This window comes from Actinoplanes sp. ATCC 53533 (genome assembly GCF_003947245.1).
On record NZ_QHHV01000185.1, the window covers coordinates 52082 to 66630 of the forward strand.

Sequence of the window (14549 nt, forward strand, 5' to 3'; positions counted from 1 at the left end):
CAGCCCGAACAGGTCACCGGCGAGCATCGCGGCCCACCGGGGACCGGTCCGGGACCATGACGCGACGCCGCAGGGCCGTGGCACGGCGGACGGTGAGCAGGCTGACGCCGATGCGGATCAGGCTGGCGGTGACGGCGACCAGCCCCAGCGGCTGCACCGGAGCGCCCGAGCAGAGATAGACACCGACGATGGTCACGTCTCCGACGACGACCAGCCCGGCCACGGCGAGCACGGTAGCCGCGGCGCGGCTGGCGCTGGCCTCGGGCAGCCACCGCATCATGCGGCCGGTGGTGGCGAACGTGATCGCGGCGGCGGCCAGGCCGGCCGCGGCCAGCGGGACGACCGGAATCGCGGCGATCAGCGCGATCAGGCCGCCGCGCTGCGGCGCAGGGTGCAGCAGGAACAACCACCAGATGCCGACCATGGGACCGGTGGCCACGAACCAGGCGAGAACCCGCCGGGCGTACGCGATGGTCAGCTCGGCGGCGAAGGCGTCGGCAACGGCCGCCGGGGTGCCGAACCGGGCGATGGCGACGGCCACCGCGTCCTCGGCCGGCAGCCCGGCCGTGATCTGGTCGGCAACCGCCTCATCGAGGCCGTCCCGGAGCTCGGTGAGGATCCTCGCCCGCCGCCGGGACGGACCATGCAGGCGCGCGGCGATCTCGCCCAGGTACGCGTCGAGGCGTGCCCGCGTGGCGGCCGGCGGGGGGCTCATGCCGGCGCCGGTCGGGGCGGGGTGGACAGCACGGCCGCCACAGCGGCGGAGAACTGATCCCACACGGCCCGGTGCTCACCGAGCGCGGCGTGACCGGCCGGGGTGAGGTGGTACGCGCGACGCCGCCTGCCGCCCACGGTGTGCCAGTCGCTGGCGATCAGGCCGGCCCGCTCGAGGCGGTGCAGCGCCGGGTAGACGGTCCCGGTCGGCAGGTCCAAGGTGCCGCTGCTGCCGGAGCGCAGCGCCTCGATGACCGCGTACCCGTGCTGCGGGCCTGGTTCCAGGACGGCCAGCAGCAGCGCGTCGAGGTGGCCTTTGAGCAGCTCTGGTCGCATCGGCAGCACGGACGCTCCCCTCTCGTCGGGCTTGCCGAGTTTCCCTCGACGTGCCTACTGTAGCGTCACAATACTTTGTGACGCTATCTATGAGGTGCGCGATGGAGACTCACCCGTTGATCGTGGATCTGACCGAGGCAGGCGCCTGTGGCCGGGCGGTCGTGGGAGGCAAGGCGGCGGTCCTGGGTGATCTCCTGGTCGCCGGGTTCGCGGTCCCGGCCGGCGTCGTCGTGCGGGCGAGCGCCCGCGGAGATCCCGGGCTGGGCGAGCTGCTGACCGCGGCGGCGGGCCGGCTGGGTGCGGACCGGTTCGCGGTGCGGTCGTCCGCGGCGGGCGAGGACCTTCCGGACGCCTCCTACGCCGGGCTGTACGAGACCTATCTCGACGTGCCCGCCGTCGACCTCGGCGACGCGGTGCGCCGGTGTTTCGCCTCGGCCGATGCCGACCGGGTGGCCGGCTACCGGCAGCGGCATGGCGGCGCCGGTGGCCCGATGGCCGTGCTCGTCCAAGAGATGGTTGACCCGGTCGCGGCCGGAGTGGCGTTCACCGCGCACCCGGTCACCGGCGCACGCGAGCAGACGATCGTCGCCGCCGTGCCGGGGGTGGGCGACCCCCTCATGTCCGGCGCGGCGACGGGCGAGGAGTGGACCGTCACCGCCGGCGTGGCTGCGCCGACCCGGGCGGGCCCGACCCCCGTGCTGAACGCCGACCGGGCGAGTGCGGTCGCCGCCCTGGCCGGCCGGGTCGCGGACCGTTACGACCGGCCGCAGGACGTCGAGTGGGCCATCGATCGCGCCGGCCGGCTGTGGCTGCTGCAGGCCAGGCCGATGACGGCGCTGCCGGACCCGGTGTCGTGGACACCGCCGGGGCCGGGACTGTGGATGCGCAACTTCCGGCTGGGGGAGTGGCTGCCCGAGCCGGTGACCCCGCTCTTCGCCACCTGGCTGCTGCCCATGCTGGAGCACGCCTACCTCGACGGCATGCACGGCAGCGTCGGAGTCAGGGTGCCGTTCCGCTGGGCCCTCGTCAACGGCTGGTACTACAACGCCACCCCGATTCCGTCGCCCGCGCTGCTGGCCCGCGTGCTGACCCATGGTCGGCGCCGCGCCGTCAGGGTGCTTTACCACGCCCTCATCCAGGTCGGCCGGAACCCGGCCGCCGCCGATCGCGCCGTCCTGGCTGACCTCGCCCGCCAGTGGCGCGACCATCAGGCACCCCGCTACCGGCACCTCATCACCGAAGCCGAGGCCGAAGCCGAGGTCGAAGCCGATCCACGGCGCCTGATCGCGGTGGTCGACCGGCTCGGCCGCGAGGCGGGCATCAGCCTGTGGTACCTCGCGATTGTGGGCGGATCGGCGTGGAAGATGGAGGCCTGCCTGACCCGCTTCGTCCGCAAGCACCTCGCCGAGGTCGTGCCCGACTCGGCCGGCGGCGCGCAGGTGCTGCTGCGCGGGCTGCCCGGCACCGAACCCGTCACGGCCGGGCATGCCGTGCACAGCATGGACTGGTACCACCCGACCGCCGGTGAACTTCCACCGCCAGCGTTCGCCGCCGGTGACCGGCACACCGAACTCGCCGCGCACCGCGACACAGCCGATCAGCGCTGCGCAGCGGCGCTCGCCGACCGGCCCGGGCTGCTCACCCGCTACCGGCACCTGGTCGAGGTCACCCAGCGCTATGCGGTGATCCGGGAACAGCAGGCCCGGGAGCTCACCCTGGCCTGGCCGGTGCTGCGCTCGTGTGCACGCCGGCTCGGCGCGCACCTCGCCGACGCCGGCCTGGTCGGCGTGGCCGACGACGTGTTCTTCTGCACCCGCACCGAGCTCGACGCCGCCCTCGCCGGGCACACCGCACCGCTGACGGCGGCGGTGGCCGAACGCCGCCGCATCTGGGAACGGCAGCGGCGGCTGCCCGCGCCGCTGACCATGGGCCGCCCGCCCCGGCTCGCCGGCGACGTGATCGAACGCATGGTCCAGCAGGCCCGCGGCCCGGCAGACGCCCACGCCGCGATCGTCGGGCACCCGGCCTCCGCCGGACAGGCCACCGGCCTCGTCCGCATCCTCACCGGTCCGGCCGACTTCGCCAGCCTCGTTCCGGGCGACGTCCTGGTCGCCCCGGCCACCACACCGGTCTGGATCCCATTGTTCGCCCGCGCCGCAGCCGTGGTCACCGATGGCGGCACCCTCGCCGCCCACGCCTCCCTCGTCGCCCGCGAGTACGGCATCCCCGCCGTCGTCGGCACCGGCAACGCCACCCGACGGTTGCGCAACGGACAACGTGTCACCGTCAACGGCACCGCCGGCACCGTCACCGTGCACGACCAGACTGGTGGCGAGCGTGAGCAGTTGGCTGACCAGCAGCAGTTGCACGGGTCGGTCGAATGAGGGCGATCTGAGCGATGGTCGTTCTCCTGCCGCCTCCCGTACGGGGGGTCTTCGGCACGGCGGCGCTCGGCCGGTCGCACCCGGCCGTCATCGCCCGTTCCCGCTGCTCGCGTGGGGCTCCGACGAGATCGCCCGCTGGCTCCCGGCGGCGCCACCGCGACGAGGTCACCCTAGACTGACCCCGCCTTCCTGACCGGTTGGAGCAGCTCATGACGGAGACACCAGACGAGACGGCCAAGGTTCTGCGCGCCTGGGAGAAAGGCGCGCCGAGCTACGACAAGCAGATTGCCTTCCTCGAGAAGATCTGGTTCGGCGGTGGCCGGGAGTGGCTCGGCGCCCGCGCCCAGGGCCGGGTCCTGGAGGTCGGGATCGGCACCGGCCGCAACCTGCCGTACTACCCGGCCGACGCCACGATCACCGGGATCGAGCTGAGCCCGGCGATGCTGGCCATCGCCGCGCGCCGCGCCGCCGACCTCGGCCGCGCCGCCGACCTGCACACCGGCGACGCCCAGGCCCTGCCGTTTCCCGACAACGCGTTCGACACGGTGCTCTGCGCGCTGTCGCTGTGCACGATCCCCGATCCGGCCGCCGCGATCGGGCAGATGAAACGGGTGCTCTTGCCCGGCGGGCGGCTGCTGCTGGTCGACCATATCGCCAGCACCTGGCCGCCGATCCGCGCCGCGCAGTGGCTCCTCGAGCGACTGACCATCCGCACTGCCGGGGAGCACTTCACCCGTCGCCAGCTGCCGCTCGTGCGCGCGGCCGGGTTCGACATCGTGGAGGTCGAACGGCTGAAGGCCGGCACCGTCGAACGCATTTTCGCCCGCATACCGCTCAGCGACTGACATTCCCGCCGAGCGCCGGAGGACACCTCATCGTGAAACCTCAGGTGCGCGGGGCCGGCTCGGCAGCAGGTTCCTGCTGATCGGCCGGTACGGGGATGACGACGACGGGGCACGGGGCCTTGCGGATGCATTCCTCGCTGACCGAACCGAGCACGGTGTGCCGGATCCGGCTGTGCCCATGGCTGCCCAGCACCAGCATGTCGGCCGTGCGTCCGGCCGCGCTCAGTACATCGGCGGGGCGGCCCTCGATGACTTCTGCCGCGACCGGCAGGTGGGAGCCGTTACGGGCGATGAGTTGCTTGATCTCGCGGTCGAGCATGCGGCCGGCGCTTTCGGCTTCCTCCTGCGGCCGGGTGGCGGCGACCGGGCCGTACTCCATGCCGTCCCAGGACCAGGCGGTGACCGCCTGCACCGCGCCGCCGCGGGTGGCGGCCTCGTCGGCGGCCCACCGCAGGGCGCGCCGCCCGCCTTCGGAGCCGTCGACTCCGACGACGATCAGATAGTTGCTGCTCATGACTCCTCCTCAAAACGGGTGAAGATGCCTGGGGCGGCATCCGGTTTCGGATGCCGCCCCAGGTTGGTTGCCGGGTTCACTTGAGCCAGGGGAGTTTCTGCACGATGGGCAGGCGGTTCCAGTAGGTGCCGAGGCCGAGGGTGTTGCCGGCGGCGGTGAGGGCGAGGACGGCGAGGATGCCGGCGTAGATGAGGTGGTCGTCCATGAAGGGGTTGTTCTCCGGGGGCAGCACGGCGGTCCACATCAGGACGAGCATCAGCGAGCCCGCGGCGGCGGCGATGCGGATGCCGACGCCGGCGATCAGGGCGATGCCGATCCCGGCGAGACCGAGCATGAACAGCCAGTCGGCCCAGGCGGCGCCGGCGAAGCTGTGGTAGAAGCCTTCGAAGGGTCCGCTGACGGCCTTGCCGAGGAATCCCTTGGTGGGGCTGCCGCCGTCGATCCAGGCGTTCGCGGCGGGGGTGGCGCGGCCGAGTCCGAACAGTTTGTCGAGGAAGGCCCAGAGGAAGACCCAGCCGAGGGCGAGGCGCAGACCGGCGAGCACGTAGCGGGTGGCCTTCTGGACGGTCGTCTCGGTGACGGCGTCGGTGGCCCGCGCGGCAGTGGTGGTGGTCCGGAGGGAGGCTGCGGGGTGGTGGGCGGCGGCGGTCATGGCTTCCACGTCCTTTCAGGATTCGTTCTGCTACCTCTATTCAGCCCGGTGGATGGCGCCGGATGGAGAGTCGGCGTACCGGTTGACGCGGGACCTTCGGCCCGTCTTCGCCCGGGACCCTTGCGAACTCCCGCTCACTCGTCTTCCGCCGGACGCAGCCGCCGCAGGGCAGGATCCGGTTCGGCACCGACCGGAGCGAGCCGCAACTTGGCATCCACCGCGACGACGCCGGCGGGACCGGCGAGGACCGGGTTGAGGTCCAGCTCGGCGATCTCGGGCAGGTCCTCGGCCAGGCGGCCCAGGCGCAGCAACAGGTCCTCGAGCCCGGCGGTGTCGACCGGCGGTTCCCCGCGATAGCCGGTGAGCAGCGGAGCACAGTGCAGGCCGCGCCACATCCGCCCGGCATCGAGGTCGGTCAGCGGCACGAGCCGCAGGACGCGGTCATCGAACAGATCGGTGCGCACGCCGCCGAGGCCCAGCAGGACCACGGAGCCGAAGAGTCGATCGTGCACGAGCCCCGCCACGAGCTCGACCGGCGCACTGACCTGCCGCTGCACGAGCACACCGGCGCCGGGGTGCCCGGCGGCCGCGACGGCCCCGTACGCCCCTCGCACGGCGTCCGCATCAGCGAGTCCCAGTCGTACGCCGCCGGTGTCACTCTTGTGCACGAGTGCCGGGTCGGCGGACTTCAGCACCACGGGATAACCGGCGTCGTCGGCCGCCCGGACCGCATCCTGGACCTGGTGGGCGATCGTGGCCGGCAGGATCGTGATGCCGTAGGCGGCGAGTATCGCGGCCGTGCGGTCGTACGGCTGCCAGCCGTCGCCCCCGGCCAGCGCTTCGCGGACCAGGGCGGCGGCACGCTCGGCGTCGACGCCGGTCAGCTCCGGCCGGCGTCCCAGGGGCTCCCGGCGCCACGCGGCGTAGGCGGCGGCGTGGGCGAGCGCGGTGACCGCGCGTTCTGGCAGGTCGAAGATCGGTACGCCGCGCTTGCCGAAGGCGGGCTGACCGGCCGCACCGACCAGAACGGCCGCGACCGGCAGTTCCGGGTGGTCGTCGACGATGGGGCCGAGCGCGGCGAGGATCTCCGCGGGGCTGTTGGCGCGGGTGCCGATGACGATCAGTAGCAGGGCATCGACGGCACCGCTGCCCGCCACGGTCGCGGCGGTGGCGGCGAAGGCGGCCGGCGAGGCACCGGCACCCAGATCCACCGGGTTGTCGATGCCGGCCGCCCCGGGTGCCACCTTCGCGAGCGCGGCGGTCACGGCGGCGCTCAGCGGGGGCACCTGGAGTCCGTGCTGTTCCGCCGCGTCCGCGGCCAGCACGTTGAGGCCACCCGCGTTCCCGACGATCGCGAGGCGGGATCCCGCGGCCAGGGGCTGATCGGTCAGTATGCGCGCCGCGTCGAGCAGCTCGCCGAGGGTGTCGGTGCGGATGACGCCGGCCTGGGCGAACAGCGCGTCCACCGTGGCGGCCGGCGCCGCCGCGGCGGCCGTGTGCGACGTGCCGGCGCGCTGACCGGCTCGGGTCCGCCCGCTCTTGATCGCCAGCACCGGCTTGCGCCGGGAGAGCGCCCGCACGGTACGGGCGAACTTGCGGGGGTTGCCGAACGACTCGAGGTACAGCGCCACAGCGTGCGTGGCCGGATCGTCGTACCAGTAGGCGATCAGGTCGTTGCCGCTGACATCGGCCTTGTTGCCGAGCGAAACCAGCGTCGAGATCCCGTACCCGTGCCGGTTCGCGCCGTCGAGCAGGGCGATCGCCACCGCGCCCGACTGAGCCGCGACCGCGAGACCACCGGCCGGTGGCACCGTGGGCGCGAAACTGGCGTTGAGCCGGACCAGGGGGTCGGTGTTGACGACGCCCAGGCAGTTCGGACCGATCAGCCGGATTCCCTGGGTCCGGGCCAGCCTGAGCAGATCATGCTGACGGCGCCGCCCCTGCGGGCCGTCCTCACCGAAACCGGAGCTCAGCACGACCGCACCGCGCACCCCGACGGCGGCCGCGTCGGCCAGCACCGTGGTGACCTGGTCGGCGGGCACCGCGATGACCACCAGATCGACAGGGGGCGGCAGGTCTCGCACGCTGCGGTATCCGGCGACACCGTCCACCGATGCGCCCGCCCGGTTGACCGCGTACAGGCGGCCGGTGTAGCCGTACTCGCGGAGCGCCAGCAGCGTTTCATGACCCACGCCGCCCGGGCGGCGTCCGGCTCCCACGACCGCCACCGAGGCAGGGGAGAGCACCGGTCGCAGCGAGGCTCGCTCGGCGACGCGATCACGGACGTCGACGGCCAGTTGCACCGACTCGTCGGTGTTGGTCTTCAGCCCGACATCGACGATGCCGTCGTCAAACCTCGACCAGATGCGGCCGCTGAGATCGCGTGCTACCCGCAGCATGCGCATGTTGCCCGGCAGGACCTCGCCGATGAGCTCCGTGATGCCGTGCGTGTGCGCCCGGGCAGCGAGATGCTCCAGCAGCAGCGTGCCGATGCCCCGGCCACGGTGCGGGCCGGCTACGAAGACCGAGAACTCCGCGCGCCGGTCGGTCCCGCTCGTCCGTTCACACGACGCGACGCCGACCGGCGTGCCGGCCAGCGCGGCCACCACGGCGAGATGACGGTCGTCCGCCGGACGGCACAGCCGGTCCACCTCGGCGGTCAGTGTGCCGGACGAGGGCCGGGCGAAGAACCGCAGCCGCAGACTCTCCGGCGAGGCATCGGCGTAGAGGGCGGCGAGCCCGCCCCGGTCGCCCGCGCGGATCGGCCGGATCGTCACGATGCCGCCGTCCGCGGTGAGGGCATCGACCTCCGCCGGGTCACCGGTCGTGATCGCGAAAGTAGGCGGCAAGTCGGGGCCGGCGGACGTCATCGCGGCTGCGCCTCCTTCGCCGGCGACCGGGCGGTCAGCACCGGGCAGTCCGCGCGGACGACGACCACCGGGCAGGGCGCGTGGGCCGCCACGCGCCGGCTCACCGAGCCGAGCAGCAGACTGGCGAAGCCGCCGCGCCCCCGGCTGCCGACGACGAGCAGTTCGGTGTCCTCCTCCTCGGCGGCGGCGAGCAGCATCGGGGCCGGATTGCCGATGATCGTGTCGAGCTCGACCCGCAAGCTGGGAGCGACCGCCCTGGCCTGGTCCCGGGCGGCGGCCACGACGGCGTCAGCGAGCTGGCGGGCCACGTCGATGTACTCCGCGCCGGCGTCGTATCGGGCCGCCTCCCACTGCCAGTCGAAGGCATGCACGATGCGCAGCGGCAGACCGCGGCGCTGCGCCTCGCGGGCCGCCCACCGCACCGCGGCTTGACTCGCCGCCATGCCGTCGGTGCCCACCAGGATCTCCTTGGCTCTCATGGCCGGTCCCCTCTCGGCGGTTTCTCCGATCGTCATCCCGACCGATCCCGTGCCGAAAGTGCGACAGGACCCGTCCGGAGAGGCCGGAGGGCCCTGTCGCGGTCCACTGCCACCGAGAAGCGTCGGAGACGTACGGCAATGGTCGAAGGAGGCGTCATGAGAGCACTCGTCTACGGCGGCCCGGGACAGCGGTCCTGGACCGAGATTCCCGACCCGCGCATCCAGGATCCGAGGGACGCGGTCATTCGCGTCGACGCGGTCACCATCTGCGGCACCGACCTGCACATCCTCGGCGGAGACGTGCCGGAGGTGACCCCGGGACGGGTGCTGGGCCACGAGGCCGTCGGTACGGTCGTCGAGGTGGGTGCCGGCGTCAGCGGCCTGGCCGTGGACGACCGGGTGCTGGCGTCCTGCATCTCCGCCTGCGGGGTGTGCCGGTTCTGCCGTGAGGGCAGCTACGGGCAGTGCCTGGGTGGCGGAGGCTGGATCCTCGGCCACACCGTCGACGGCGTGCAGGCGCAGTACGCCCGCATCCCGTTCGCGGATCTGTCCACCTACAAGCTCCCGTCCTCGGTGCCGAACGAGTCCGCCGTCCTGCTCGCCGACATCCTGCCGACCTCCTACGAGGTCGGAGTGCTCAATGGGCGGGTTGGCCCCGGCGACACGGTCGTGGTGGTCGGCGCCGGCCCGATCGGCCTCGCCGCGATCCTCGGCTCCCGGCTCTACTCGCCGGCGCACATCATCGCGATCGACAAGGCGGAGAGTCGTCTGCAGGCCGCGAAGCTGTTCGGTGCGGACACGACCGTCATGGCGGATCAGGATCCCGCGGCGGTCGTCCGCTCGCTGACCGGCGGGCTCGGCGCCGACGTGGTCATGGAGGCGGTCGGCACGCCGGCGACCTTCGAGCTGTGCACCTCGCTGGTGCGCCCCGGCGGCCGGGTCGCCAACATCGGCGTGCACGGCAAGCCGGCCACACTGCACCTGGAAGACCTGTGGATCCGCAACGTCACGATCACCACGGGCCTGGTCGATACGTACTCGACGCCGAAGTTGCTCGACATGCTCGTCGCCGGTCAGCTCGACACCGGCCACATGGTGACGCACCGCTTCGCGCTCGACGACATCATGCGGGCGTACGACGTCTTCTCCCGCCCGGCACAGACGGGCGCGCTGAAGGTCGTGCTGTCGCGCTGAAATCCGTGGGGTCAGGACCGGGTCACCGGGCCTGACCCCTTGTCACTTGGCTGCCGGGAGGTGATCCACGGTGTTCGCTTTCACGCCCGGGGCAGGCCGGCGCGATGCGCGACAAAGGTCGAAGGTCCCCCTCAGGACGGTCCTTCGACGGTGCCCGGCCCGCGCGGGTCCGGCCTACGGTCCGGACATGCACAGCGAAGTGTCCGTTCCGCGGGATCTGCCGGTGATGGTCGGTGTCGATGGCTCCCGGTCGCATCTGTCGACCGTCGACCTGGGCGTCGCGGCGGCCGTGCGGCACCGCAGACCGCTGCTGATCGTCCACATCTGGCCCGGCCGCTATCTCGGCTCGCTGCGCCCGCGCACGCCGATACCCACCGAAGCGGACGGCCGGCACCTGCTGGAGATCGCCGCGCGCCGTGCCGAGCACATCGCGCCCGGCCTCGAAGTCTCCACCGAGCTCGTGAACGGCAGCGCGTCCGCCGTGCTCACCCGGCTCTCCGTTGACGCACGACTGCTGGTCATCGGGCACCGCGACGACGCGGCAAACCGGCAGAGCTGGGGCTCGACGGCGGCTTACCTGGCCCACCACAGCGCCTGTCCGCTGCTGGTGTATCGCGGCGGTACCAGCGAGCGAGGGCCGGTCGTGCTGGCGGCCTCGGCGCGCTGGACCGGCACCGCGACCGTTGCTTGCGCTTACGAGGAGGCGGCGCTGGCGGGTTCCCGGTTGGTGGCCGCGCATGTGTGGACCCCACCGGCGGCCCAGGACTCTGCCCCGCCGAAGCGAGCCGACGGTGTTGCGGCGGCTCGCGCCGAGGCTGACCGGTTGCTGACCGAGGCCCTGGCGGACTGGGCCGGCCTGTATCCTGAGGTGACCGTGGAACGTCTGCTGGTCAGCGAGGTGGACATCGCGTACACCGTGGACCGCGCCTCGCGCCGGGGCCGGCTGCTGGTCGCCGGGATCGGGCGGATGGGTCGTTTCGCGGAGCTGCTCTACGGCTCGCTGGGTTCGACGCTGTCGCCTCAGGCGGTGTGCCCGGTGCTGCTCGTGCCGCCTGGCTGGCATCCGCCGACGACGGCGAAACGACAGTCGGACGCGACCGCGACGCTGGCCGACCGGGCCTGATCGAGCCTGGCAGGCCATCTCCCGGTGCGGGCTAACCCTGTTCGGCCAGGACGTCGGCCAGGTCGCGTCGTGGGGTGGGGCGGCCCGGTTGGCCGTAGCCGATCCGCAGCGCCATCTGGGGGATGCCGGAGCGGTGCAGGGAGCGGCGCAGCTGGTCGCGGGCGGTCGGCACCTCGATGGGCTGGGAGAGCATCGAGGCGGCCAGGCCGGCGTCGGTCACGGTGAGCAGCACCCGTTGCAGGGCCTGGCCCGCCGTGATCTGGTCGGTGGGCCGGTCCCCGGCAGAGCCGAGGATCGCCACCAGTGGTTCCGGCTCGAAGTCGCGGCCCGGTGCCCGGCGCCGGTCGGTGAACGCCCGCTGGGGCAGCAGGTCCTGCGGCTCGGTGGCGGGTGCGCCGGCGGTGACCGGGACGCCGTCCGGTGCCTGATCGGCGTGCGTCCAGCCGGCCATCTCGGTCTGGTATTGCGGGTTGCGGCGCAGTACCCGGTCGGCGCTTTGCGCGATTTCCGCGAAGCCGGTGAGCGCGGTCATGCCGACGAGGAGGTCGAGCCAGGCCAGCTCCGCGCGGGCGGCCTCGATGAGCTGTGCCCGGACCGGGGAGGGCACGGGGTCCGGGAAGAACGGTTTGCGGTTGCTGTGCCGGTGGGGGATCGCCGCGAACAGGGCCTGTTCGGGGTAGGTCGCGGGCCGCGGGCTTCCCGGCGTCAGCCGGGCGATGACGTCGGGCCCGGTATCGCGGGGCAGCAGCGTGAGGTCGGCGGGTGTGCCCGCGTTCGTGAGTGCGAGGCGTGCGTTGAAGGTGGCGGCACCGCAGGCGATGTTTACGGCCCAGCCGGTGCTGTCGGCTACGGCCAGCTGCCGGGAGCGGTCGGCGAGTACCTCGATGGCGCCGTCGTGCAGGCGGAACCGCCAGGGCTGGCTGTTGTGCAGGGAGGGGGCGCGGATCGCGGCTGCCGCGGCGGCCCGCAGGTCACCCTCGTCGTAGCTCTGGGCACTCACGACGGCTCTCCTTCGCGACCGTGGACCGGCACGACGGCGACCGGGCAGCGGGCGCGGCGTGCGACGGTCAGCGGCACGTCCCCGGTGTGGGAACGGCCCAGCGGGCCTCGGTGCCGGTTGCCGATCACGAGCAGGCGGGCGCCGCCGGCGGCCCAGATCAGGCCGGTGCCGACAGCGCCGTGCAGCACCGTGCTGCGTACGTGTACCTCGGGATACTTCTGCTTCCAGGGCTCGATCTCGGCTCGCAGCAGGTCCATCGCGGCGGCGAGGTCGCCGGCGCGGGCGACGCCCGCCGAGCGGTCGGCCTCGGTCACGCGTACGGCGGTGACCGGCAGGCGGTGCTGTTCGGCGTACTCGAAGGCGTACTCGACCGCGGCGCGCCCGGCGGGGTTGGCATCGACGCCTACCAGCACCTGGCCGGCGAAGGAAGCGTTGTGGTCGTCGGGGCCGGGGCGGGCCACGATCACCGGGCAGTGCGCCTGCCGGATCACCCGCCGCACGGTGGAACCGCCGCCACCGGCGCCGATCACCAGCATGCTCGCGCCCACTGAGGCGTCCACCAGGGCCGTGCCCGGGTCTCCGGAGAGGATGCGCAGGGAGACATTGCGGTTGCCCAGTTTGGTGCGCGCGGCGGTGACTGCCCGGGCCAGGGGTGGGTCGATGAGTTCGACCTGCGCCATCGGTGGCGTGCCGGGCTGCCGGGCCAACGGTGAACCCGGCGGGCAGGCGTGCAACAGCACGAGGCGCGACCCGGTTCGGAGCGCCTGCTCACTCGCCCAGGCGAGCGCGTGCCCACCACCTGCGCCGCCCAGGCCGACAGCCACTGTGCGGGTCATGATGATCACCTACTTGTCGACCTGAATGACATCGCCGGGGTGACGGCGGGGAGCTGCGGGCAACGGCACTGCGGCGTCGCTGTAGCCGAGCCGGACGATCAGGTAGGGCTCGCCGACCTCGGCGAGCAGGTCGCGCAGCAGCCGGCGGGGCCATTCGACCTCGATCGTGTCGCTCAGCGGCGCCGTGGCGAGCCCGTCCGCGGTGGCGGTGAGCAGCAAGGCCGACATCGCCTCGCCGCCGCGCAGCAACTCGGCGGGCTGGTCGGTGAGGCCGAACAGCACGACGTAGGCGGCGCCGAGGTCGAAGCCGTCGCCAGCGGCCAGGCCGGCCGTGCCGCCGGGCGCGTAATCCCGTACCGGGACCCGCCGGGGCGCCAGCTGGACCGCCGTGGCCGCCGGCACGCCGTCGCCGCTGCCCTCCGGGCGGTTGGTCCAGTGTTCGAGTTCGGCCCGGTAGGCCGGGTCGCTGGTTTCGGCGTCGGCGGCGCGGCTGGTCGAGGTGGCGAGCATCGGCATCTGGTCGCGGCGCACCACGTGCAGGTATGCGCCCTCGGCTTCCACGACCTGCCGTAGTTCGACCAGCAGCTTCTCCGGGACCGCGCGGTCGCCGAAGGCGCGCCGGTCGGTGCGGCGGGCGGGGATCGCTGCCGCCAGCCGTTCGGCCCGCTCGCCGGCCGGCCCGATCCCGGCCACGGTGATCCGTGCCAACAGGTCCGCGTTGCTGCTGTCGGGTAGGCGTTCGACGCCCACGGTCCACCTGTCGGCCTCGAGGGTCACCCGGGCGTGGTGCAGGGCGGCGCCACAGCTCAGCATGAGCAGGCGGCCGCCCGGGTCGGTGGCCCGCAGGGCACGGTCACGGTCGGCGTACAGCTCGAGCGTCTCGCCGGTGATCTGCCAGCGCCACGGCTGGGTGTTGAAGACGGACGGCGCGTGCAGCGCCGCGCGTGCCGCGGCCTCGAGGGCAGCGACCGCGCGGGACCGGGCCGGGTGGTCGGAACGTGCGGTCATGGCGGGAACCTCCTTGGTATCCCACCACCGTGCCGGTCGGCCGGCGGCTCTGTTCAGGGCCGAAAGTCCCTTATCCGGCGGTCACCCGGTCGGCGGCACCGCCTCGGTGCGTTAGCCCCTGGTGTGACGGGACGTTGGACCCTTGGCCGAGGGCCGTTCGCAGGATAGGAAGAGCATATGATCCGTGTTTTTCTGCTCGATGACCATGAGATCGTCCGTCGTGGGCTGGTTGATCTGCTGCAGGCCGCCGGTGATATCGAGGTGGTCGGTGAGTCGGGCCTGGCGCAGGAGGCGACCCGGCGTATCCCGGCGTTGCGGCCTGATGTGGCGGTGTTGGATGCCCGGTTGCCGGACGGTAGTGGCATTGATGTGTGTCGTGATGTGCGGGCGGTGGACTCGTCGATCAAGGGGTTGATTCTGACCTCGTACGAGGATGATGAGGCGTTGTTCGCGGCGATCATGGCGGGGGCGGCGGGTTATGTGTTGAAGCAGATCCGGGGGACGGATCTGGTTGATGCGGTGCGGCGGGTGGCTGCGGGGCAGTCGTTGCTGGATCCGGCGGTGACTCAGCGGGTGTTGGAGCGGATTCGTAAC

At 72.7% G+C, this 14549-nt stretch carries 14 protein-coding genes; 5 read left to right on the forward strand and 9 right to left on the reverse strand.

Annotated features, from left to right (window positions below; genetic code table 11):
• Positions 1-13 precede the first annotated feature (13 nt).
• Both DMB66_RS45035 and DMB66_RS45040 read right to left on the reverse strand, forming a co-directional pair.
• Positions 14-715: a permease prefix domain 1-containing protein gene (locus DMB66_RS45035; protein ID WP_125810254.1), complete on the reverse strand. Its 702-nt coding sequence runs from the start codon at positions 713-715 to the stop codon at positions 14-16.
• The gene (locus tag DMB66_RS45040) at positions 712-1050 is read right to left on the reverse strand and encodes a PadR family transcriptional regulator (protein WP_125810269.1); all 339 of its coding nucleotides are present in this window, start codon (positions 1048-1050) and stop codon (positions 712-714) included. Before DMB66_RS45040 ends, DMB66_RS45035 begins: the two co-directional genes overlap by 4 nt.
• Positions 1051-1151: 101 nt before the next feature.
• Between DMB66_RS45040 and DMB66_RS45045 the strand changes: the two genes are divergently transcribed.
• Together DMB66_RS45045 and DMB66_RS45050 are read left to right on the forward strand one after the other, a co-directional pair.
• A complete protein-coding gene (locus tag DMB66_RS45045) occupies positions 1152-3434 on the forward strand; it encodes a PEP/pyruvate-binding domain-containing protein (RefSeq protein ID WP_158647571.1) in 2283 nt (760 codons plus the stop codon).
• A 209-nt stretch (positions 3435-3643) separates the two neighbouring features.
• Entirely contained in the window at positions 3644-4279 is a 636-nt protein-coding gene (locus tag DMB66_RS45050) for a class I SAM-dependent methyltransferase (protein ID WP_125810256.1), read from the forward strand.
• 40 nt (positions 4280-4319) lie between these two features.
• Here the strand turns inward: DMB66_RS45050 and DMB66_RS45055 are convergent, their stop codons facing one another.
• The 4 genes from DMB66_RS45055 to DMB66_RS45070 form a co-directional block, all read right to left on the reverse strand.
• On the reverse strand, positions 4320-4793 hold the full coding sequence (locus DMB66_RS45055; protein ID WP_125810257.1) for a universal stress protein: 474 nt from the start codon (positions 4791-4793) through the stop codon (positions 4320-4322).
• 76 nt (positions 4794-4869) lie between these two features.
• A complete protein-coding gene (locus DMB66_RS45060) occupies positions 4870-5445 on the reverse strand; it encodes a DoxX family membrane protein (protein ID WP_125810270.1) in 576 nt (191 codons plus the stop codon).
• A gap of 134 nt (positions 5446-5579) precedes the next feature.
• Positions 5580-8315 (reverse strand): bifunctional GNAT family N-acetyltransferase/acetate--CoA ligase family protein, encoded by a 2736-nt coding sequence (locus tag DMB66_RS45065; protein WP_125810258.1) that lies wholly within the window; start codon positions 8313-8315, stop codon positions 5580-5582.
• Positions 8312-8794: a universal stress protein gene (locus DMB66_RS45070; protein WP_125810259.1), complete on the reverse strand. Its 483-nt coding sequence runs from the start codon at positions 8792-8794 to the stop codon at positions 8312-8314. The genes DMB66_RS45065 and DMB66_RS45070 overlap by 4 nt, the downstream gene beginning before the upstream one ends.
• Positions 8795-8950: 156 nt before the next feature.
• Between DMB66_RS45070 and DMB66_RS45075 the strand changes: the two genes are divergently transcribed.
• A complete protein-coding gene (locus DMB66_RS45075; protein ID WP_125810260.1) occupies positions 8951-9988 on the forward strand; it encodes a zinc-dependent alcohol dehydrogenase family protein in 1038 nt (345 codons plus the stop codon).
• 187 nt (positions 9989-10175) lie between these two features.
• Entirely contained in the window at positions 10176-11111 is a 936-nt protein-coding gene (locus DMB66_RS45080; RefSeq protein ID WP_125810261.1) for a universal stress protein, read from the forward strand.
• A 31-nt stretch (positions 11112-11142) separates the two neighbouring features.
• Here the strand turns inward: DMB66_RS45080 and DMB66_RS45085 are convergent, their stop codons facing one another.
• Genes DMB66_RS45085 through DMB66_RS45095 form a run of 3 tightly spaced genes read right to left on the reverse strand, consistent with a single transcriptional unit; the run spans position 11143 to position 13955 of the window.
• Entirely contained in the window at positions 11143-12111 is a 969-nt protein-coding gene (locus DMB66_RS45085) for a nitroreductase family protein (protein WP_125810262.1), read from the reverse strand.
• Positions 12108-12947: a universal stress protein gene (locus DMB66_RS45090; protein ID WP_125810263.1), complete on the reverse strand. Its 840-nt coding sequence runs from the start codon at positions 12945-12947 to the stop codon at positions 12108-12110. Before DMB66_RS45090 ends, DMB66_RS45085 begins: the two co-directional genes overlap by 4 nt.
• A 9-nt stretch (positions 12948-12956) precedes the next feature.
• A complete protein-coding gene (locus DMB66_RS45095; protein ID WP_125810264.1) occupies positions 12957-13955 on the reverse strand; it encodes a nitroreductase in 999 nt (332 codons plus the stop codon).
• 177 nt (positions 13956-14132) lie between these two features.
• On the opposite strand from DMB66_RS45095, the gene DMB66_RS45100 reads away from it, so the two are divergent.
• Positions 14133-14549 (forward strand): response regulator transcription factor (locus DMB66_RS45100; protein ID WP_148112826.1); only part of this gene is annotated, 417 nt, incomplete at its 3' end.

Bases quoted from the DNA above. Each gene is read 5' to 3' on its own strand.
- DMB66_RS45055 (WP_125810257.1), bottom strand. From the start codon at position 4,793: ATGAGCAGCAACTATCTGATCGTCGTCGGAGTCGACGGCTCCGAAGGC.
- DMB66_RS45090 (WP_125810263.1), bottom strand. From the start codon at position 12,947: ATGACCCGCACAGTGGCTGTCGGCCTGGGCGGCGCAGGTGGTGGGCAC.
- DMB66_RS45050 (WP_125810256.1), top strand. From the start codon at position 3,644: ATGACGGAGACACCAGACGAGACGGCCAAGGTTCTGCGCGCCTGGGAG.
- DMB66_RS45045 (WP_158647571.1), top strand. From the start codon at position 1,152: ATGGAGACTCACCCGTTGATCGTGGATCTGACCGAGGCAGGCGCCTGT.
- DMB66_RS45060 (WP_125810270.1), bottom strand. From the start codon at position 5,445: ATGACCGCCGCCGCCCACCACCCCGCAGCCTCCCTCCGGACCACCACC.
- DMB66_RS45080 (WP_125810261.1), top strand. From the start codon at position 10,176: ATGCACAGCGAAGTGTCCGTTCCGCGGGATCTGCCGGTGATGGTCGGT.
- DMB66_RS45065 (WP_125810258.1), bottom strand. From the start codon at position 8,315: ATGACGTCCGCCGGCCCCGACTTGCCGCCTACTTTCGCGATCACGACC.
- DMB66_RS45075 (WP_125810260.1), top strand. From the start codon at position 8,951: ATGAGAGCACTCGTCTACGGCGGCCCGGGACAGCGGTCCTGGACCGAG.
- DMB66_RS45070 (WP_125810259.1), bottom strand. From the start codon at position 8,794: ATGAGAGCCAAGGAGATCCTGGTGGGCACCGACGGCATGGCGGCGAGT.
- DMB66_RS45095 (WP_125810264.1), bottom strand. From the start codon at position 13,955: ATGACCGCACGTTCCGACCACCCGGCCCGGTCCCGCGCGGTCGCTGCC.
- DMB66_RS45035 (WP_125810254.1), bottom strand. From the start codon at position 715: ATGAGCCCCCCGCCGGCCGCCACGCGGGCACGCCTCGACGCGTACCTG.
- DMB66_RS45040 (WP_125810269.1), bottom strand. From the start codon at position 1,050: ATGCGACCAGAGCTGCTCAAAGGCCACCTCGACGCGCTGCTGCTGGCC.